The sequence below is a fragment of the Streptomyces sp. 7N604 genome (assembly GCF_052245475.1).
Taxonomy (GTDB): domain Bacteria; phylum Actinomycetota; class Actinomycetes; order Streptomycetales; family Streptomycetaceae; genus Streptomyces.
The window spans coordinates 1-18,347 of sequence record NZ_JBQQBX010000048.1 but is presented as its reverse complement, the minus strand read 5'-3'; the positions used below and the strand labels follow the sequence as shown (position 1 = coordinate 18,347).

The window sequence follows — 18,347 nt, the reverse complement described above, 5'->3', positions numbered from 1 at the left end:
CATACGGTGGCCACCGTCACAACAGCTCCTCCATTACCCCAACTCCCCCTCACCTGGAGGCAGTAGTGGCTCGAGAAGTGCGCACCAGATGGAGACGGAGGGCGGCCACGGCACTCGCCGCCGCGGCGGCGGCCGTCCTCGCGGGCACCGGTCTCGGCCTGTCCGGGGCCACCGCCCGGGCCGCCGAGCCGAACCTCGTCAAGAACCCCGGCTTCGAGTCCGGGCTCGGCAACTGGACCTGCTCGGGCGCGAGCGGGACAACGGCGAGCAGCCCCGTCCACAGCGGCTCGGCCGCCCTCAAGGCGACACCGGGCAGCTCCGACAACGCCAAGTGCTCACAGACCGTCGCCGTCAAGCCCGGCTCCGACTACACGCTGAGCGCGTGGGTGCAGGGGTCGTACGTCTACCTCGGCGCGAGCGGCACCGGCACGACGGACGTGTCCACCTGGACGCCCTCCGCCTCCTCCTGGCAGCAGCTCACCACGACCTTCCGGACCGGGGCCTCGACCACCTCGGTCACGATCTACACGCACGGCTGGTACGCCCAGCCCGCGTACCACGCCGACGACATCAGCCTGACCGGTCCCGGCGGCGACCCCGGCGAGCCCGGACCCGTGCCGTCCGCGCCCGGCGGACTCAAGGTCAGCGGCACCACGTCCTCGTCCGTCTCGCTGTCCTGGACCGCGGTCAGCGGGGCGACCGGCTACAACGTCTACCGCGACGGGACCAAGGTGCAGGCCGTCAGCGGCGCTTCGGCGACCGTGAGCGGACTCTCGCCCTCCACCTCGTACCAGTTCCAGGTCACCGCGACGAACGCCTCGGGCGAGTCGGCCAAGTCGGCGGCCGTGACGGGCACGACGGCACCCGGGGGCGGCGGAGGCGGCGGGACCGTCCCGAAGCACGCCGTGACCGTGACCGGCTACTTCCAGAACTTCAACAACGGCGCGACGGTGCAGAAGATCCGGGATGTCCAAAGCCAGTACGACATCATCGCGGTCGCCTTCGCCGACGCGACCGGAACGCCGGGGGCCGTGGACTTCACCCTCGACCCGGCACTCGGCTACTCGAGCGAGCAGGAGTTCAAGAACGACATCGCCGCCAAGCAGGCCGCGGGCAAGTCCGTCATCATCTCGGTCGGCGGCGAGCGCGGCACGGTCTCCGTCAACGACTCCGCGTCGGCCGCCAACTTCGCGGGCAGCGTCTACGCGCTGATGCAGGAGTACGGCTTCGACGGCGTCGACATCGACCTCGAGAACGGCCTCAACTCCACCTACATGACCCAGGCCCTGCGCTCCCTGTCCGGGAAGGCGGGCAGCGACCTCGTCATCACGATGGCCCCGCAGACGATCGACATGCAGTCGACGTCGAACGAGTACTTCAAGACGGCGCTCAACATCAAGGACATCCTGACCGTCGTCAACATGCAGTACTACAACAGCGGTTCCATGCTCGGCTGCGACGGCAAGGTCTACAGCCAGGGCTCGGTCGACTTCCTCACCGCCCTCGCCTGCATCCAGCTCGAAGGCGGCCTCGCCCCGGGCCAGGTGGGTCTCGGCCTGCCCGCCTCGACCCGCGGCGCGGGCAGCGGCTACGTCGACCCGTCCATCGTCAGGAACGCCCTGGACTGCCTCGCCCGGGGCACCAACTGCGGCTCCTTCAAACCCGCCCGCACCTACCCGTCGCTGCGCGGCGCGATGACCTGGTCCACGAACTGGGACGCGCTGAACGGCAACGCCTGGTCGAACGCGGTCGGGTCGCACGTCCACGGCCTGCCGTAGGGCGGTGGGCCGTCCCCTGACCGGCAGCGCCGCCGCTCCCGCGGCGGCGCTGCCTCTCAGCGCTACCAGGGCAGTTCGCGCACCTGCTGCACGCACAGTGCGATGAACAGCAGCCCGGCCGCCGCCAGCATCACGTTGCTGACGATGCCGTTGCGCCACTCGCGCGGCGTACGGCCCGAGTTCAGCAGCCAGATGAGCGTGAGCGCGAGGAAGGGCATGAAGAAGGCCCCGAGCACGCCGTACGCGATGACCAGCCCGAACGGCTGGTCCAGGAAGAGGAGCGCGATCGGCGGGAAGGTGAGCCAGAGGAGGTACGCCCGGAAGGGCAGCGACTTCTCGGCCTCACCGGACGCGACCTCCTCGACGGTGTCCTCGGGGCCCTCTCCCTTGCGCCTCTTCCGGTACCGCTCCACGAAGTCCGCGAACATCAGGCTCACCCCGTGCCAGACGCCGATCAGCGAGGAGAACGAGGTGGCGAAGAAGCCCACCAGGAACAGCTTCGCCGTGCTCGCGCCGAACCGCTGCTCCAGCACATCGCCCAGGTCGAGCAGCCCCTTGTCGCCCGATGCCAGCGCAATGTTGGCGGAGTGCAGCAGCTCGGCGCCGACGATCAGCATCGCGATGACGAAGATGCCGGTGGTGACGTACGCGACGCGGTTGTCGAGCCGCATGACCTTCATCCAGCCGCTGTTGGTCCAGCCCTTGGCGTTGACCCAGTAACCGTACGCGGCCATGGTGATCGTCCCGCCGACGCCGCCGATCAGACCGAGCGTGTAGAGCAGCGAGCCGTCCGGCAGCACAGGCGCGAGCCCCGCGAACGCCGCTCCGGCATCGGGCCCGACCCGCGCAGCCACGTACACGACCACCACGAACATCACGCCCACCAGCACCGTCATGACCTTCTCGAAGACGGCGTACTGGTTGAACCACACGAAGACCAGGCCGACCAGGCCGGTGATGATCGCCCACGTCTTGAGCCCGAGGAAGCCGGGGAAGAGCGCGACGATGGGCAGGGCGCTGGACGACATCGCCGTGGCCCCGTAGACGAAGCCCCATACGACCACGTAGACCGCGAAGTAGCCGGTGGTCCACGAGCCGAGGCTGCGCCAGCCGTCGAACAGCGTGCGCCCGGTGGCCAGATGCCAGCGACCTGCGGCCTCGGCGAGCGAGATCTTCACAAGGCAGCCGATGGCTGCGGCCCACATGAGGGTGTACCCGAACTTGCTCCCCGCGATCAGCGTCGCGACGAGGTCCCCGGCCCCGACGCCGGTGGCGGCGACGACGATCCCGGGCCCGATGTAGCGCCAACTCGACTTCCGCGGCCCTTGCCCTTGCCCTTGTCCTCGTTCTTCGGTGACTTCGCCGGCGCCGCTCTCACTGGTCCTGGCCATGCCATGCCTCCGCATTCGTCCCCGACCCGACCCGCGGATTGAAACCGCCGGGCACCGCGCGGCACAAGAGGCCGTACCGCGTCATACGAGGTGCCTGGCGGGATGTCGCATCAGGTGCACCCGTCAGGCGTCCTGCGGATACCAGCGCAACTCGACGGTGTTGCCGTCCGGGTCACGTACGTAGAGGGACTGCGCCACACCTCTGGCGCCGAAGCGCTCGCCCGGACCATCCACGACCGTGAACTCACCCGAGTCGACGACCTGTTGCCACTCGAGGGGTTCGACGACCAGACAGATGTGATCGACATTGGAGCCTGTGGGGGCGTCCTGCGGTCTCGGTACGACATCGATGATGGTCGTCGGGCTCACCCGGACCGACGGGAACGGCGCCTTGCCCGCCCGCCACTCGTCCACACGTACGGGCTCCAGGCCGAGCGGGCCGCAGTAGAAGGCGAGGGAACGCTCGATGTCGGCGACCCTGAGGACGAGATGGTCGAAGTCGATCACGCGCATGTTTCCTCCACAGGAATGGTGAACGCCCTGGCCGGCCCGGCCATTGTCGCCGTACGGCGACGACGCCTCCCTCTCGGCACGCTGTGCGGTCTCGGCGCGAGTGATCCAGTTGTTGCGTGTACGCATGACGGATGGGGGTGGGCCGCGCCCCTGCCGCGGGAGTCGGGCCGGTGGGGAGGGAGCCACGACCGGTCGACCGCGGCAGGGGGCGGGGGTCATTTGTGCGCCTGTCGCAGGTGCTGCCGTAGCAGCACGTTGCAGTCGGTTTCGGCACTGCCGTCGTGCCGCATGCGGGCCTGCATGCGCTGCTCGCTGAGCCTCCGGCAGCGGGCGCAGCCGGGGCGCGGTTTGGGCGGCACTGGCCACGTAGACGGCGGAGTAAAGGTCACAGCCTCGCTCCCGGCTCGGCGCGCTCGCCACGCGTCGAGTCCTTGACGTGGAGGAAACCGCCTGCCGACTCAATCTCGCGCGCGATCTCGTCGTACTCCTGCGGTACAGGCGAGATCATCGAGCGCCACGCCGTAAGCACCGCGCCGGCTTCACCGCTCTTGATGCGGTCGATGGCCTGCCTCAGCCCTTCGCGGCCATCGGGCGGCAGCAACCCCTCATGGTCCTCGATCACGCCCGTGATCTCCCACCCGAACGCCTCGGCGTACTCGGTGCACTCCGTGCGAGGCGCCCCGATGTTCGCGTTGGGGGCGCCGCACAGGTAGATCACACAGCGGAACCGCTCGATCTTCGCGGCCTCGGCCGGTACGTCGACCTCGCCCGGCGAGATGCCTGCTGCCGCGTCCGCGAGTGCCTGACGCCGTCTCAGGTCGCCCTCGGTTCGACGGATCGTAGGTAGCCCCTGCCTCTGCCCGCTCTCGATGCTGACCATGGATCAATCGTGTCCGGTCGATCACGCATGGTGAAGTGACGAGGTGTAGGGCTGGGCCAGATCACCCGGCCCCAACTCAGACGCTCCGTAGGACCTACGCGATCAGGGGCACGCCGATGAGCTCGCTGATGTTGCGCACGCGCGCCGTGGAAACCTTCGCAAGGCGCTTCCCGATGACGCCGGGCAGTGCCTGGTGCTTGACCCACTCCGGGGCGTCGCGACCTACCTCGATCAGGGTGTCGGCGGCTCGGTCGTACAGCTTCGCCTCGCACTGGGCCAGGGCAACATCGAGCTTGTAGCGGTTGCGGGCGAGTTTGGGCATGGAACGGGGCAGTTCGGTGCGCGCGGCCAGCTTCAGCGCCTTTCCGTGGTTCCCGAGCGCCACGGCGATTCCTACGGCCTCGGTGTTCGCGAAGGTAGGGCCGAAGTGCGTGCCGTACAGCATCTCGTCGCGGCCGAGCCGCGCCGCTGCGGCATGCGCCTGCGACAAGTAGTCATCTGCGGATACGGGGTCATCGCGACGCGAGGCGGCCACGGCCGCAGCGATCATCAGCCGCCCGTACATGAGGAGCTGAGGGCGCGGAGACTTACTAAACGAGGGTTCGATCCGCGAGGCCGCACGCTCCGCGACGGCGACCGCCTGGCGGACCTTCGCGCTCCGCAGGTGGATCCATGACAGCGTGGACTCCGTTACCGCGACCAGCAGGGCGTCACCGGAGTTCTCCTCCAGGTGCCGTGCGGAGGTGAGCGCGCTCAATGCGAGATCACGCTGCCCGAGCAGCATTGCGGTCGAGGAGGCGAACTGGTAGGTGCTGGTGAGGACCGAGCCCAGTCGTTCGCGTTCGTACCCCGTCGCTTGCCCGTACCGAACGCTCCCTTCGAGCAATACCTTGGCGATGAGTTCACTCAACTCCCCGTATTCGCCCCGCCAGTAGGTGGCGCACACACGATCATGAGCAGTCGACAGTTCGGCGAGCGTGCTCGGCTCCTCAATGCCGTCCCAGTCCCCGAGGGCGCTGTCGTGCACCGCGTCGGAAAGCCGACGCAGAGCGGCCCTGGTGTCTCGGCTCATTCCACGGCGCGGCGTCTGCTGCCCAAGGATCACCGCAACGTCCGTCTTGAGCGCGCTGGCGAGCCTGAGCAGCGAGCCGACAGACAACTCACCGCGGTCCTGCTCGGCTTTCTGCACCAGGGCGAGCGAGACACCCGCGGCATCGGCGAGCCCCTGCTGAGTCAGATCGGAGCCCCGTAGGTGCTTGATGCGCTTGCCGTTCGTAAGGTCGGCCCAGTTGCTCACGATCACCTCGGAGGATGGCTCGGGGCTCAGTGGCTGCACTTCGATGGTAGGCCCCGCCACCGATGCGCTCACGGTGAACGGAACAGCCTGCTGAACAACGATGCGCCGTGTTCACCGCGCAATGCCGCGTCAGGCCTTGACAAGACCATTGGTCTGGACCACGTTGTACGGCAACAGCGCAGGGGCCCCAGCGTTCACCCACGTATCACTCCCCCAACTCCCCCCACACCGGAGGAAGTCGTGGAACGCGCACGCACACACCGGATGTCCAAGAAGAAGTCGCGGCTGGTCGGCGGGCTCGCCGCGGTCGCGATCGCGGCAGGCGGGCTGATCGGGCTCGGAACCGCCAACGCGTCCGAGGAGACCGCCGGAACGACCGCAGGAACGGCCGCCGGAACGACCGCCGGAACGGCCGCCGTCCCCAAGCACGCCGTCACGGGCTACTGGCAGAACTTCAACAACGGCGCCACCGTCCAGAAGCTGAAGGACGTCCAGGACGAGTACGACATCATCGCCGTCGCCTTCGCCGACGCGACCGGTACCCCCGGCCAGGTCGACTTCAAGCTCGACCCGGCCGTCGGCTACGGCTCCGAGGACGAGTTCAAGGCCGATATCGCCGCCAAGCAGGACGCGGGCAAGTCCGTCATCATCTCCGTCGGCGGCGAGAAGGGCGCGGTCTCCGTCAACGACTCCGCCTCCGCCGACAACTTCGCCAACTCCATCTCCGGCCTGATGGACGAGTACGGCTTCAACGGCGTCGACATCGACCTCGAGAACGGCCTCAACTCCACCTACATGACACAGGCGCTGAAGGCCGTCCACGCCAAGCACAGCGACGTCGTCGTGACCATGGCCCCGCAGACCATCGACATGCAGTCGCCCGACCGCGAGTACTTCAAGACGGCGCTGGCCATCAAGGACTTCCTCACCGTTGTCAACATGCAGTACTACAACAGCGGTTCCATGAACGGCTGCGACGGCAAGGTCTACAGCCAGGGCTCGGTCGACTTCCTCACCGCCCTCGCCTGTATCCAGCTGGAGAACGGCCTCGACCCGTCCCAGGTCGGCATCGGCGTCCCGGCCTCCACCAGCGGCGCGGGCAGCGGATACGTCGAGCCGAGCGTCGTCAACGCCGCCCTCGACTGTCTCGCCAAGGGCACCGGCTGCGGCAGCTTCAAGCCGGAAAAGACCTACCCCGGCATCCGCGGCGCGATGACCTGGTCCACGAACTGGGACGCCAGCAACGGCAGCAACTGGTCCAAGACGGTCGGCCCGCACGTCCACGGCCTCCCGTAACCGACCACCCGGCCAACCAGGGGACCTACCGGACCCACCCCCCACGCAGGGCCGTCGCCGTCACCGCACGGCGGCGGCCCGCCCGCCGGATGCGGCCCCTTTCCCCGGTCCCGGTCCCCTGTCCCCTGTCGCCGTACCGCGGCGGTCGACCGACACCCGCGACCGGTAGCGTCTGGCCCTGTGAACAGCACACCCGCGGAAGCCCCCGAGCTGCGACGGCGGCTCGGTCTCACCGATGCCGTCGTCATCGGCCTCGGCTCGATGGTCGGCGCCGGTATCTTCGCCGCGCTCGCGCCCGCCGCCGGGGCGGCCGGGTCCGGGCTGCTGCCCGCGCTCGCGGTCGCCGCCGCCGTCGCGTACTGCAACGCCACCTCCTCCGCGCGGCTCGCGGCCCGCTACCCGGCCTCCGGCGGCACGTACGTCTACGGGCGCGAGCGGCTCGGCGAGCTGTGGGGGTATCTCGCGGGCTGGGCGTTCGTGGTCGGTAAGACGGCCTCGTGCGCGGCGATGGCGCTGACCGTGGGCGCGTACGTGTGGCCGGGGCAGGCGCACGCGGTGGCGGTCGCCGCCGTGGTCGCGCTGACGGCCGTCAACTACGCGGGCGTGCAGAAGGCCGCATGGCTCACCCGCGCGATCGTCGCCGCCGTGCTGGCGGTGCTCGCCGCGGTCGTCACGGCGTGCCTCACCGGCGGTACGGCGCAGGCCGAGCGGCTCGCGCTCGGCGCCGACGCCACGGCGGGAGGGGTCCTCCAGGCCGCGGGCCTGCTGTTCTTCGCCTTCGCCGGGTACGCGCGCATCGCCACGCTCGGCGAGGAGGTCCGCGACCCGGCACGCACCATTCCGCGCGCGATCGCGGTCGCGCTGGGCATCGCCCTGGTGGTGTACGCGGGCGTGGCCGCGGCCGTGCTCGGCGTGCTGGGCCCGCAGAGCCTGGCGGAGGCGAGCGCGCCGCTCGCCGACGCCGTACGGGCCGCGGGCGTGCCGGAACTGACCCCTGTCGTACGGGCCGGTGCCGCGGTCGCGGCGCTCGGCTCGCTGCTGGCGCTGATCCTCGGGGTCTCGCGCACGACGCTCGCGATGGCCCGGGACCGGCACCTGCCGTACGCCCTGTCGGCGGTCCACCCGCGCTTCGGCGTCCCGCACCGGGCGGAGCTGGCCGTGGGGGCCGTCGTCGCCGTGGTCGCCGCGACCGCCGACGTACGCGGAGCGATCGGCTTCTCGTCCTTCGGGGTGCTCCTGTACTACGCGATCGCGAACACCTCGGCCTGGACGCTGACCCGAGAGGAGGGGCGGCCGCCGCGCGCCGTGCCGGCCGCCGGGCTGTGCGGCTGCGTGCTCCTGGCGTGCACGCTTCCACTGTCGTCGGTCGTCGCGGGGGCGGCGGTGCTCGCCGCGGGGGCAGCCCTCTACGGCCTGCGCCGGTTCCGGTTCCCCTGGCCGCTCGACTAGGCCGACTGGGCACCGCTCACCTTCCTGGAACGGCGACGGTGACGCCCTGCCGGCGCAGCACTGTCCGTACCGCCTGGCGCAGCGCCGCCACGAAGGGCTTGTCCCGGTTCTTCGGCAGCCACGCCAGGGCCGTCGTCCACGGGGGCAGGCCGGTGACGTCGACGTACGAGACGCCGGGGCGCGGGTACAGCCGGCGCGCGCTGTCCGGCGGGAACTCGATCCCCTCGCCCAGGGCGATGACCGACAGCGCGCTCTCGTAGTCCGTCACCGCGTGGGGGCTGTAGCGCACCGGGCTGCCGTCCGGGCGAGGGTCGGCCGACCAGAAGTCCCGCCACACCTTGGGAATCCTCGGGGACCAGCCGATGAACGTCCGGTCCGACAACTGATCCAGAGTCAGCGGGCCCTGGGAGGCGAGAGGATCGTGGGCGGCCATCACGGCACACCGCGGCCCGCTGTCCAGGGTCTGGACCTGGATCCCCTCCGGCACCGGCAGGAAGACGAACGAGGCGTCGACCTCTCCCTGGAGGAGCGCGTCCGCGAAGTCGGCGAAGCCCGTCCTGAGGACCTGGATGTCCATGTGCGGGCAGCGGGAACGCAGCTGCTCCAGCACTTCCGGTATCGGGGGCATCGCGGTCACGGCCTCCAGGGAGCCGATCACCACGCGCCCGGACACCGCGTGCGCCTCTTGCTCGGCGGTCTGCCGCAGCCGGTCGGCGGCCTCCACCATCGCGCGCGCCTCGGGTAACAGGGCCCGGCCGGAGGCCGTGAGAGCCACCCGGCGGGTCGTACGGTCCACCAGCTCGAGGCCCAGGCGGCGCTCCAGGGACCGGATCTGCTGGCTGAACGCGGGCTGCGTCATGAACACCCGCTTCGCGGCCCGCCCGAAGTGCAGCTCGTCCGCCAGCGCCAGGAACAATCGCAGCTGGTGCGCACTGGGATCCGCCTGCCCGTACGGCCCGCCGTACTCCCCCGGTCCCGGTCCCGGTTCCTTCGCACCCGCCATCCCCGGCAGCGTACCAATCAGCGATCACCGCCCGACGGGACCGGCTTGTGCCCTGTGGACCACGGTGTGGTCCACAGGGCGGTTGACAGCCTGATGTGCCGGCTACTCCTGCGGCTTGGGCAGTTCACACCCCGGCAGACCGAGGTCGACCTTGTTGCCGACGCCGATGCACTTGGTTATCCCGTACGTCTGCTGGGCGTAGTTGATGCCCTGCCGCACGGTCACCTTCCCGTTCTCGTCCACCTCACAGGGGTTGTTGACCGTGCACTCGCCGCCGTCCTCGTTGCCCGTGTTGTTCACGGCGACGACCTTGCCGCTCGCGGTGTCGACGACGGGCGAGCCGGACGTGCCACCGATGGTGTCGCAGGCGGGGGTGTAGCGGACCGAGTCCTTCCAGGTCCAGTCGCCCTCGCGCAACCGGTAGGCGAAGCCGTCGATCTCGCAGCTGTAGATGCGCTTCCAGTAGCCGGAGACCACGCTGATCGCGGTGCCCTGCTGCGGGTGGTCCGCCGAGAGCTCCAGGGCCCGGATCCCGTAGGAGGACTCGATCTCCGCGTAGGTGGTGTCCAGTTCGTAGAGCGAGACGTCCGTGTCGGTCATCGTCGCGTAGGAGATCTTGGTGGCGCGGAGGGTGGCGACCTCCGAGCCCTCCCCGTCGAGGAGTTCGAAGGTGCGGTTGGACGGCTTGTCGACGACGACCTCTCCGGCGCCGGGCATGCCGCTCTCCAGACAGTGGCCGTTCGACATCACGAGGGCCGGGTCCTGGGCGTCGGAGCCGGGCGTACGCACCACCGAGCCCGAGCAGTTGCTAAGTGCCACCGTTCCTGCGAAGTCGACGGCCTGGACCTTCTGTTGATGCTTCGCGGGCTTCTCGGGCGCGGTCGTCGCCGCTCCTGCCGGAGCCGCACCGACGGCCAGAACCAGGGCCGTGAGCGCACCGACGAGAGGCTTGTTCATGTGGGGGGTCCTCTCCGTATACCGAACAACTTTCGGCTTAGTCATGCGCATTGTGGACGCATCAGCTCATCAGAACAACCGCGCGTGCTCTTGACCGCTCCATGTCAGATCTCGAACATGAACCCGAACACCCGCACCAGCCAGTCGCCTTGAGCACCCCCACACTGGACACCCAGGAGACTCCATGCGACTTCCCATACGCGGCAGAAAGGGCACCGCCCTCGCCGCGCTCCTCACGCTCGCCCTGGCCGCGCCCATCACGGCCCAGGCCGATGACCCCTCCCCCTCCCAAGCGGCTTCGGCCGCCGACGAGAATCTGCGGCAGTACGAGATCCACGGCCCCGCCACCCCCGCACAGCGCACCGCGCTCGCCAGGACCGGCGTCACCATCGACGAGGCGGACGAGCACTCCGTCGTCGTCACCGCCGACACCGCACAGGCGAAGAAGCTGCGCAGGCTCGGCTACCGGCTGCATGCGCTGCCCGCGCCCCCGGACCGTACGAACGGCCTGGCGGCCAAGCCGTTCGACTTCCCGTCCGGGGACTCCGGCTACCACAACTACGCCGAGGCCATGGCGGACATCAACGACAAGGTCGCCAAGTACCCCGACATCATGAGCAAGAAGGTCATCGGCAAGTCCCACGAGGGCCGTGACATCGTCGCCGTCAAGATCAGCGACAACGTCGGCACGGACGAGGACGAGCCCGAGGTGCTCTTCACCCACCATCAGCACGCGCGCGAGCACCTCACCGTCGAGATGGCGCTGTATCTGCTGCGTGAGTTCGGCGAGGATTACGGGAACGACTCCCGGATCACGAAGGCCGTCAACGGCAGGGAGATCTGGGTCGTCCCGGACCTGAACCCGGACGGCGGCGAGTACGACATCGCCACCGGCTCGTACCGCAGCTGGCGCAAGAACCGGCAGCCCAACTCCGGCTCCTCGCAGGTCGGCACGGACGAGAACCGCAACTGGGACTACAGGTGGGGCTGCTGCGGCGGCTCCTCCGGCAGCCCCGGCTCGGAGACCTACCGCGGTGCGTCCGCGGAGTCCTCGCCCGAGGTGAAGGTGGTCTCGGACTTCGTCCGCGGCCGGGTCGTCGGCGGCAAGCAGCAGATCAAGGCCGCGATCGACTTCCACACGTACAGCGAGCTGGTGCTCTGGCCGTTCGGCTGGACCTACGACGACACCGCGCCCGGCCTCACACAGGACGACCACGACGCGTTCGCGGCCGTCGGCAAGAGCATGGCCGACAGCAACGGCTACACGCCCGAGCAGTCGAGCGACCTCTACATCACGGACGGCACGATCGACGACTGGCTGTGGGGCGACCAGAAGATCTTCGCCTACACCTTCGAGATGTACCCGTCGGAGAGCGGGAGCGGCGGCTTCTACCCGCCCGACGAGGTGATCGGCCGCGAGACGGAGCGCAACCGGGACGCGGTGCTCCAGCTGCTGGAGAACGCGGACTGCATGTACCGCTCCATAGGCAAGGAGGAGCAGTACTGCAGCAGCGGCTGACCTCAGCGGGCCGCCCTCCGGCCCTTTCGCCGGAGGGCGGCCCGCGCCAACGCCTCAGCCAACGCCTCAGCCAACGCCTCAGCCAACACCTCAGCCAACGCCTCAATTCACGGTCTGGCCGTTGAAGACCTCGACCGGGCACGTGGCTCGACCCGAGCGTTCGATCCGGGCGTCGCTCGTGACCAGCGGCACCTCGAAAGCCTCGGCCAGGGCCACGTACGTGGCGCCGTAGGGCGAGAGATTCGCGTACAGCTCGCGCACGCGCCCCCGGACCGCAATCGCCGGTCCGGGGGCGCTCATTGGGTCTGCGTACGAGATACGCCGCTAAACGACCAGGCTGAGCGCGGCCGCGACCGCGAAGCCCGCCACCGACAGGACCGTCTCCAGCACCGTCCACGACTTCAGCGTGTCCCGCACGGAGATCCCGAAGTACTTCGCCACGATCCAGAACCCGCCGTCGTTGACGTGCGAGGCGAAGATCGAGCCCGCCGAGATGGCCATGATGATCAGGGCCAGGAAGGCCTGCGAGTGGTGGCCGCCCTCGACCAGGGGCAGGACGATGCCCGCCGTGGTGACGATGGCGACGGTCGCGGAGCCCTGGGCCACGCGCAGGACCACCGAGATCAGCCAGGCCAGCACGATGACCGGGAGGCCGACGTCGTTGAAGGTGTCGGAGAGGGCCTGGGCGACGCCGCTGCCCTTGAGGACCGCGCCGAAGACCCCGCCGGCCCCGACGACCAGCAGGATGTTGCCGACCGGCTTGAGCGAGGACGTGGACACCCTCTCCAGGGACTTGCGCGACCAGCCGCGCCTGATGCCCAGCAAGTAGTACGCGAGGAGCAGCGCCAGGGTCAGCGCCACGAACGGGTGGCCGAAGAACTCGATGACGCTGCGCAGCGTGCTCGGGTCCAGCGCGATGGAGGAGAAGGTCGCGGCGAGGATCAGCACCAGCGGGGTGCCGATGATCAGCAGGACCGTGCTCAGCGGGACGGGGGCTTCGCCCCTGGCCTGGGGCATGGGGGACCCCAGCGACCTGCGGCCCGCCGCGGCCTGCTCGGCGGCCACGGCCGCCTTGGCCTCCTCCGCGGCCTCGACCATGTCCTGCGGTACGGCGACGAAGAGACGCTTGCCGATCCACGACGCGTACACCCAGGCCGCGAGCACCGACGGGATGCCGACGAGGATGCCCATGAGGATGACCCAGCCGAGGTCGACCTTGAGCAGTCCCGCGGCGGCCACGGGCCCGGGGTGCGGCGGCAGGAAGGCGTGGGTCATCGACAGGCCGGCGAGCAGCGGCATGCAGTACAGCAGGATCGATTTGCCGCTGCGCTTGGCGGCCGCGTACACGATCGGCGCGAGCACGAAGATGCCGACGTCGAAGAAGACCGGGATACCGAAGATCAGGCCGGTCAGGCCCATCGCGAGCGGGGCGCGCTTCTCGCCGAAGAGGTTCAGCAGGCGGGAGGACAGGACCTCGGCCCCGCCCGAGACTTCGAGAATCGCGCCGAGCATGGTGCCGAGCCCGATGATGATCGCGACATGGCCGAGGATGCCGCCCATGCCGGTCTCGATGAGCGATACGGCGTCGGACTTCTGGACGGTGCCGAAGAGTTCGGTGACGGAGAGCCCGGCGCCCAGGCCGACGGCTATGGAGACGGCGAGCAGCGCGACGAAGGGCTGCAGCCGGACCTTGATGATGAGGACGAGGAGCAGCACGATGCCGAGGGCCGCGACGGTCAGCAGACCGCCGGTGCCGGGTATCAGCGCGAGCAGGCCACCGGTGTGAGGTGGTGGCGGGGGCGTGGGTGGGGCGGCGAGTGGCATAGGGGGACTCCGGCTTCTGGCAAGGGTTTCCAGGCAGGGCGAATCGCGGCACGGCGCCCCGTGGGGGAAGGGCGCCGTGCCGTGGAGGGTGGGCGGTACGGCGGTGGGTGCGGTGAGCGGTGAGTGCGGGTGAGCGGTGGGCGGCCCCGGCAACGCCGGTCGCCGCGGGCGGTTGGCCGCGGGCGGTTGGCGGCGGGCGGTTGGCGGCGGGCGGTTGGCGGCGGCCTCAGCCGAGGACGGCGAGCGCGTCGATCTCGACGAGCAGCCCCGCGGGCAGGCCGACGTACACGGTGGTGCGGGCGGCCGGGACTTCCTTCAGGTTGGCGAAGAACTCGTTGTAGAGGGCGTTGAATTCGACGTAGTGGGCCGTGTCGGTGAGGTAGACGCGGATCATCACCACGTCCTCCCAGCTCGCGCCGCCCTCCACGAGAACGGCCTCCACATTGCGCAGGGTCTGCTGCGTCTGCTCGCGCAGGCCGGGGCCGACGGGGGCGGGTGTCACGCCGGGCCCCGCGGGGCCGAAGCCGACCTGTCCCGCGACCTGAAGGATGTTGCCCTTCCTGACGCCGTGCGAGAACTTGGCCGGCGGGGTGGTGTGGGTGGCCGGGGTGATCGCGGTCTTCTGAAGCTTGTCGCTCATGAGGCTGCTTCCTTCAGGGGGTCTCACACGGTCCTACGGGGTCTTACGGGGGCCTAGCTGGTCGTACGGGGTACGGGGTCTTACGGGGTCTTGCCGGAGTACTCGCGGCTGATGGCGTCGGCGGTACGGCGCACCAGCGGGAGCAGTTTGAGCAGTTCGTCGCCGGTGACGACGACGTTCGGGGCGGAGACGGAGCACGCGGCGACGACCCGCCCGTCCGCACCGCGGATGGGAGCCCCCACGCAGTTGATGGACTCCTCGTGGCCGCCGAGGTCGGTGGCCCAGCCCTGTTCGCGTACGGCGGCCAGCTCCTTCAGGAAGGCGGTGGCGTTCGGCGTCGAACGGGCCGTGTACATGGGGTAGTCGAGCTTCTCGGCGAGCGCGCGCCGCTCCGGCTCCGGCAGGTCGGCGAGCAGCAGCTTCGCGACCGCGGCGACGGTTATCGCGACGGGCTTGCCGATCCGGGAGTACATGCGGACCGGGTACCGGCTCTCGACCTTGTCGATGTAGAGGACCTCGTTCTCCTCGTACACGGCGAGGTGGACGGTGTGCCCGCACTTCTCGTTGAGCTCCACGAGGTGGGGGTGGGCGATCTCGCGGATGTCGAGGTTCTCCACGGCTTCCTGCGCGAGCGCGAAGAGGCGCGCCCCGAGCCGGTAGCGCTGGTCCTGCTGGCGGTAGACGATGCCGTGCTCGTGCAGAGTGCGCAGCAGGCGCAGCGCGGTCGACTTGTGGACGCCGAGGCGCTGCGCCACCTGCTCCAGGTTGGCGGGCCCCTCCGCCAGCAGCGGCAGGATGCTCAGCGCCCGATCGACGGTCTGACTCATGACGTACGTACCTCCACCCGTTCGGTGCCCGCCCCGTCGTCGGCCGGGTCGCCGTTCGTATCGCTGGCCGTGTCGCCGGTCGTCCAGCCGGGGCCGAGACGCAGTGTCTCCCACTGCGCGGGGTCGAGGGCGGCCAGGCGGTCGGCATGGCTCCGGGCGGGCGGGACGCCGAGGTCGCCGGGGACGGTGAGGGCCGCGGCTGCCATGAGGTGGCCGTGGCGGAGCCGGGCCGCCGTGGGCAGGCCGCGCAGCGTGCCGGAGAGGAAGCCGGCGGCGAAGGCATCGCCCGCGCCGACGTGGGCGACGACGTCGACGTCCAGGGCCGGTTCGAAGGTGATCGTGTCCGTGCCGTCCGCCTGGCGGGCGTACGCGGTGGCGCCGTGGCCGCCCTCCTTGACGACGAGGATCCCGGGCTCGGGGAGCGCGTCCCGTACGGCTTCCGGGCCGCGCAGGTTCCAGGCGGCCTCGGCCTCGTCCTCGCCGACGAAGACGATGTCGCTGCCGCGGGCCAGGTCGAGGAGGACGGCCGGGCCCGCGCTCTCTCCCCGGTCCCGCCCCTGGACCTCTCCCTGGTCCCGCCAGAGGCCGACGCGGTAGTTGACGTCGAAGGAGACGAGGGGGCGGGCGGGGATACGGGTGGTGAGCATCCGTGTGAGCTCCAGGCAGCTGCCGGAGAGGGCCGCGGTGATCCCGGTGACATGGAGGATGCGGGTGCTCCACAGGGCGCGGCAGTCCATGAGCCCGGGCGACATCACGGAGGCGGCGGACCCGGCCCGGTAGTAGACGACCTCGGCGTGTTCGCGGCGCGGGTCCCTACCGCCCGTAGCGGAGTCCGTGGTGCCGTCCGCGCTGCCATCCGCGGTGCCGTCCGTCGTGGTCGCGCGCTCGCCGGCGGTGCGGAAGTAGATACCGGTGGGACGGTGCGGGTCGCGCCGGACGGCCGAGGTGTCGACGCCGTGTGCGGCGATCGCCGCCACCAGATGCTCACCGAATCCGTCGGCCCCGACCCGGCTGACCCAGCGCGTGGCGTGCCCGGCGCGGGCGAGGCAGCAGGCGACGTTCGACTCCGCTCCGCCGATTCCGCGTTCGTAGGCGGGAACGTCGGCGAGGCGACCGGGGTGCGAGGGCACGAAAGTGACCATGGACTCACCCAGGCAGACGACGTCGGCGTTCGGCTGTGCGGTCACGGTCTCGGCACTCCTTGCGGCTGTCATCGGCTCTGATCGGCGGCTCAGCGGGTTCTTAGCGCGTTCTCAGCGCGTCTCAGCGGGCTCTCAGCGGTTCGCAGGGGGCTCTCGCCGGTGGCGTCGCCCACCATTGACCCGGTGGTTGCGTGGATGTTAGACAGCAGCCAGCGACATACGCAATGGTAGTTGCATATATTGCAACCCCGTCCCGGAGGAGGCTCGATGGCCGCCGACAGCGCCGCAGGACGACTCTCACGTGAACGGATCGACCACCGCTTCAAGGCGCTTCCGCCCGACGCGGAAGGGCTCACCGTCGGCGAGCTCGCCGCCGAGCGCCGCAACCTCTTCACCGGTGGCTTCACCACCCCGGTGCTCGCCCTGTCGGCCGAGGCCGTGGAGCACAACCTCGCCCTGATGGAGCGTTACGCGGCGACGCACGGGCTCGCCTTCGCGCCGCACGGCAAGACCTCCATGTCCCCGCAGCTGTTCGAGCGCCAACTCGCGCGCGGTGCCTGGGGCATCACGGCCGCGGTGCCGCACCAGGTCCGCGTCTACCGCGCCTTCGGCATCCAGCGGATCTTCCTCGCCAACGAGCTGGTGGACGCGGCCGCGCTGCACTGGCTCACCGCCCAGCTCGAAGCCGACCCCGAGTTCCACTTCATCTGCTACGTGGATTCGGTTCGCGGGGTCGCGCTGATGGACGAGGCGCTGCGGGGGCGCGGGGGGCGGCGGCCGGTGGACGTGGTGGTCGAGCTGGGCGCGGGGGCGGGAGCGCGTACGGGCGCCCGTACGGAGGCCGACTGCACCGCGGTCGCCGACGCGGTCGCGGGCGCCCGGACACTGCGCCTCGTCGGCGTGGCGGGCTACGAGGGCGAAGTCCCGCAGGCGGACGGCGAACGCGTACGCGCCTGGCTGCGCCGCCTGGTCGCGCTCGCCGCCGACTTCGACAAGGCGGGGCGCTTCGGCGCGGACGTCGGCGAGATCGTGCTGAGCGCGGGCGGCAGCGCGTGGTTCGACGCGGTGGCGGACGTCTTCGCGGAAGTCCCGGAACTCTCCCGCCCCGTCCTCAAGCTCCTGCGCTCCGGCGCCTACGTCTCCCACGACGACGGCCACTACCGCCATCTCACGCCCTTCAACCGGGTGCCGGAGGAGGGAGCGCTGCAGCCCGCGTTCCGCCTCTGGGCCCAGGTCGTCTCCCGCCCCGAACCGGGCCAGGCCTTCCTGAACGCGGGCAAGCGGGACGCGGCCTACGACCTGGACCTCCCCGAGCCCCAACTCGTCCGCTCCGCCCGCGACGGCGCGATCCGCCCCGCGACGGGCATCACGGTCTCGGCGCTCTCCGACCAGCACACGTGGCTGAAGGTCGCGGACGACGCGGACCTGGAGGTCGGCGACTGGGTAGGCCTCGGCCTCTCCCATCCCTGCACGTCCTTCGACAAGTGGCAACTGATCCCCCTGACCACAACCGAAGCCACGGTCACGGACTTCATCCGCACCTTCTTCTGATCCACCCCCGCCCCGGCCCCGGGGCCGCCCTCGGACTCGGGGCGCGCACCGGTCAGCGCGGCTCCGGCCGAACCTGGAAGCCCGCCCCACCCGACCCGGACTCCGCCCACGGGGCCCTGGAGAGCCGCGGCCCCACTACAACGCCCCGGCCCACCCCGGGGCGGAATCACCTCCGGTCCCCCAAGGATCGGTCCAGCCCCGCGAGGTTCCGGGGCGCAGCCTCCGGGGTTCGGGGGGCGGAGCCCCGCGGGGGTGTCGGGGCGCAGCCCCCTCATAAAGG

Annotated in this window: 16 protein-coding genes; 5 read left to right on the top strand and 11 right to left on the bottom strand. The window is 70.3% G+C overall.

Annotated features, from left to right (window positions below; all coding sequences use genetic code 11):
- The first annotated feature begins 65 nt into the window (after positions 1 to 65).
- The gene (locus ACTWP8_RS34900) at positions 66 to 1,778 is read left to right on the top strand and encodes a chitinase (protein WP_443326098.1); all 1,713 of its coding nucleotides are present in this window, start codon (positions 66 to 68) and stop codon (positions 1,776 to 1,778) included.
- A 62-nt stretch (positions 1,779 to 1,840) separates the two neighbouring features.
- Here ACTWP8_RS34900 and ACTWP8_RS34895 read toward each other — a convergent pair whose 3' ends face one another.
- The 4 genes from ACTWP8_RS34895 to ACTWP8_RS34880 all read right to left on the bottom strand — a co-directional run bounded on the left by ACTWP8_RS34895 (position 1,841) and on the right by ACTWP8_RS34880 (position 5,859).
- Positions 1,841 to 3,169, bottom strand: a complete 1,329-nt coding sequence (locus ACTWP8_RS34895) for an Nramp family divalent metal transporter (protein WP_443326097.1) — start codon at positions 3,167 to 3,169, stop codon at positions 1,841 to 1,843.
- 123 nt (positions 3,170 to 3,292) lie between these two features.
- Positions 3,293 to 3,682: a VOC family protein gene (locus tag ACTWP8_RS34890; protein WP_443326096.1), complete on the bottom strand. Its 390-nt coding sequence runs from the start codon at positions 3,680 to 3,682 to the stop codon at positions 3,293 to 3,295.
- 385 nt (positions 3,683 to 4,067) lie between these two features.
- A complete protein-coding gene (locus ACTWP8_RS34885) occupies positions 4,068 to 4,562 on the bottom strand; it encodes a hypothetical protein (RefSeq protein WP_443326095.1) in 495 nt (164 codons plus the stop codon).
- Positions 4,563 to 4,656: 94 nt separating this feature from the next.
- The gene (locus ACTWP8_RS34880) at positions 4,657 to 5,859 is read right to left on the bottom strand and encodes a helix-turn-helix domain-containing protein (protein ID WP_443326094.1); all 1,203 of its coding nucleotides are present in this window, start codon (positions 5,857 to 5,859) and stop codon (positions 4,657 to 4,659) included.
- Positions 5,860 to 6,123: 264 nt separating this feature from the next.
- Here ACTWP8_RS34880 and ACTWP8_RS34875 point away from each other — a divergent pair, with 264 nt between their 5' ends.
- Together ACTWP8_RS34875 and ACTWP8_RS34870 are read left to right on the top strand one after the other, a co-directional pair.
- Positions 6,124 to 7,155 carry a chitinase gene (locus ACTWP8_RS34875; RefSeq protein ID WP_443326119.1) on the top strand — a complete coding sequence of 344 codons (1,032 nt, stop codon included), beginning with the start codon at positions 6,124 to 6,126 and terminating at the stop codon, positions 7,153 to 7,155.
- A 180-nt stretch (positions 7,156 to 7,335) separates the two neighbouring features.
- Complete coding sequence (locus tag ACTWP8_RS34870; protein ID WP_443326093.1) at positions 7,336 to 8,604, top strand: APC family permease; 1,269 nt, start codon at positions 7,336 to 7,338, stop codon at positions 8,602 to 8,604.
- Between the two features lie 16 nt (positions 8,605 to 8,620).
- Here ACTWP8_RS34870 and ACTWP8_RS34865 read toward each other — a convergent pair whose 3' ends face one another.
- Positions 8,621 to 9,607 carry a LysR family transcriptional regulator gene (locus ACTWP8_RS34865; protein ID WP_443326092.1) on the bottom strand — a complete coding sequence of 329 codons (987 nt, stop codon included), beginning with the start codon at positions 9,605 to 9,607 and terminating at the stop codon, positions 8,621 to 8,623.
- 102 nt (positions 9,608 to 9,709) lie between these two features.
- Positions 9,710 to 10,564: a trypsin-like serine peptidase gene (locus ACTWP8_RS34860; protein ID WP_443326091.1), complete on the bottom strand. Its 855-nt coding sequence runs from the start codon at positions 10,562 to 10,564 to the stop codon at positions 9,710 to 9,712.
- A 184-nt stretch (positions 10,565 to 10,748) separates the two neighbouring features.
- On the opposite strand from ACTWP8_RS34860, the gene ACTWP8_RS34855 reads away from it, so the two are divergent.
- Entirely contained in the window at positions 10,749 to 12,083 is a 1,335-nt protein-coding gene (locus ACTWP8_RS34855; protein ID WP_443326090.1) for a M14 family metallopeptidase, read from the top strand.
- Between the two features lie 102 nt (positions 12,084 to 12,185).
- Here ACTWP8_RS34855 and ACTWP8_RS34850 read toward each other — a convergent pair whose 3' ends face one another.
- The 5 genes from ACTWP8_RS34850 to ACTWP8_RS34830 all read right to left on the bottom strand — a co-directional run bounded on the left by ACTWP8_RS34850 (position 12,186) and on the right by ACTWP8_RS34830 (position 16,588).
- Positions 12,186 to 12,383 (bottom strand): hypothetical protein, encoded by a 198-nt coding sequence (locus tag ACTWP8_RS34850; RefSeq protein WP_443326089.1) that lies wholly within the window; start codon positions 12,381 to 12,383, stop codon positions 12,186 to 12,188.
- Positions 12,384 to 12,407: 24 nt separating this feature from the next.
- Entirely contained in the window at positions 12,408 to 13,907 is a 1,500-nt protein-coding gene (locus ACTWP8_RS34845; RefSeq protein ID WP_443326088.1) for a GntP family permease, read from the bottom strand.
- 226 nt (positions 13,908 to 14,133) lie between these two features.
- A complete protein-coding gene (locus ACTWP8_RS34840; protein ID WP_443318837.1) occupies positions 14,134 to 14,547 on the bottom strand; it encodes a RidA family protein in 414 nt (137 codons plus the stop codon).
- Between the two features lie 80 nt (positions 14,548 to 14,627).
- Positions 14,628 to 15,374, bottom strand: a complete 747-nt coding sequence (locus ACTWP8_RS34835; RefSeq protein WP_443326087.1) for an IclR family transcriptional regulator — start codon at positions 15,372 to 15,374, stop codon at positions 14,628 to 14,630.
- Positions 15,371 to 16,588: a sugar kinase gene (locus tag ACTWP8_RS34830; protein WP_443326086.1), complete on the bottom strand. Its 1,218-nt coding sequence runs from the start codon at positions 16,586 to 16,588 to the stop codon at positions 15,371 to 15,373. Before ACTWP8_RS34830 ends, ACTWP8_RS34835 begins: the two co-directional genes overlap by 4 nt.
- A 195-nt stretch (positions 16,589 to 16,783) precedes the next feature.
- Here ACTWP8_RS34830 and ACTWP8_RS34825 point away from each other — a divergent pair, with 195 nt between their 5' ends.
- Complete coding sequence (locus ACTWP8_RS34825; protein ID WP_443326085.1) at positions 16,784 to 18,067, top strand: alanine racemase; 1,284 nt, start codon at positions 16,784 to 16,786, stop codon at positions 18,065 to 18,067.
- Positions 18,068 to 18,347: the final 280 nt, after the last annotated feature.

Coding starts and splice junctions, on each gene's coding strand:
- ACTWP8_RS34855 (WP_443326090.1), top strand. CDS start 10,749: ATGCGACTTCCCATACGCGGCAGAAAGGGCACCGCCCTCGCCGCGCTC.
- ACTWP8_RS34845 (WP_443326088.1), bottom strand. CDS start 13,907: ATGCCACTCGCCGCCCCACCCACGCCCCCGCCACCACCTCACACCGGT.
- ACTWP8_RS34895 (WP_443326097.1), bottom strand. CDS start 3,169: ATGGCCAGGACCAGTGAGAGCGGCGCCGGCGAAGTCACCGAAGAACGA.
- ACTWP8_RS34830 (WP_443326086.1), bottom strand. CDS start 16,588: ATGACAGCCGCAAGGAGTGCCGAGACCGTGACCGCACAGCCGAACGCC.
- ACTWP8_RS34865 (WP_443326092.1), bottom strand. CDS start 9,607: ATGGCGGGTGCGAAGGAACCGGGACCGGGACCGGGGGAGTACGGCGGG.
- ACTWP8_RS34890 (WP_443326096.1), bottom strand. CDS start 3,682: ATGCGCGTGATCGACTTCGACCATCTCGTCCTCAGGGTCGCCGACATC.
- ACTWP8_RS34875 (WP_443326119.1), top strand. CDS start 6,124: ATGTCCAAGAAGAAGTCGCGGCTGGTCGGCGGGCTCGCCGCGGTCGCG.
- ACTWP8_RS34860 (WP_443326091.1), bottom strand. CDS start 10,564: ATGAACAAGCCTCTCGTCGGTGCGCTCACGGCCCTGGTTCTGGCCGTC.
- ACTWP8_RS34850 (WP_443326089.1), bottom strand. CDS start 12,383: ATGAGCGCCCCCGGACCGGCGATTGCGGTCCGGGGGCGCGTGCGCGAG.
- ACTWP8_RS34885 (WP_443326095.1), bottom strand. CDS start 4,562: ATGGTCAGCATCGAGAGCGGGCAGAGGCAGGGGCTACCTACGATCCGT.
- ACTWP8_RS34835 (WP_443326087.1), bottom strand. CDS start 15,374: ATGAGTCAGACCGTCGATCGGGCGCTGAGCATCCTGCCGCTGCTGGCG.
- ACTWP8_RS34840 (WP_443318837.1), bottom strand. CDS start 14,547: ATGAGCGACAAGCTTCAGAAGACCGCGATCACCCCGGCCACCCACACC.
- ACTWP8_RS34825 (WP_443326085.1), top strand. CDS start 16,784: ATGGCCGCCGACAGCGCCGCAGGACGACTCTCACGTGAACGGATCGAC.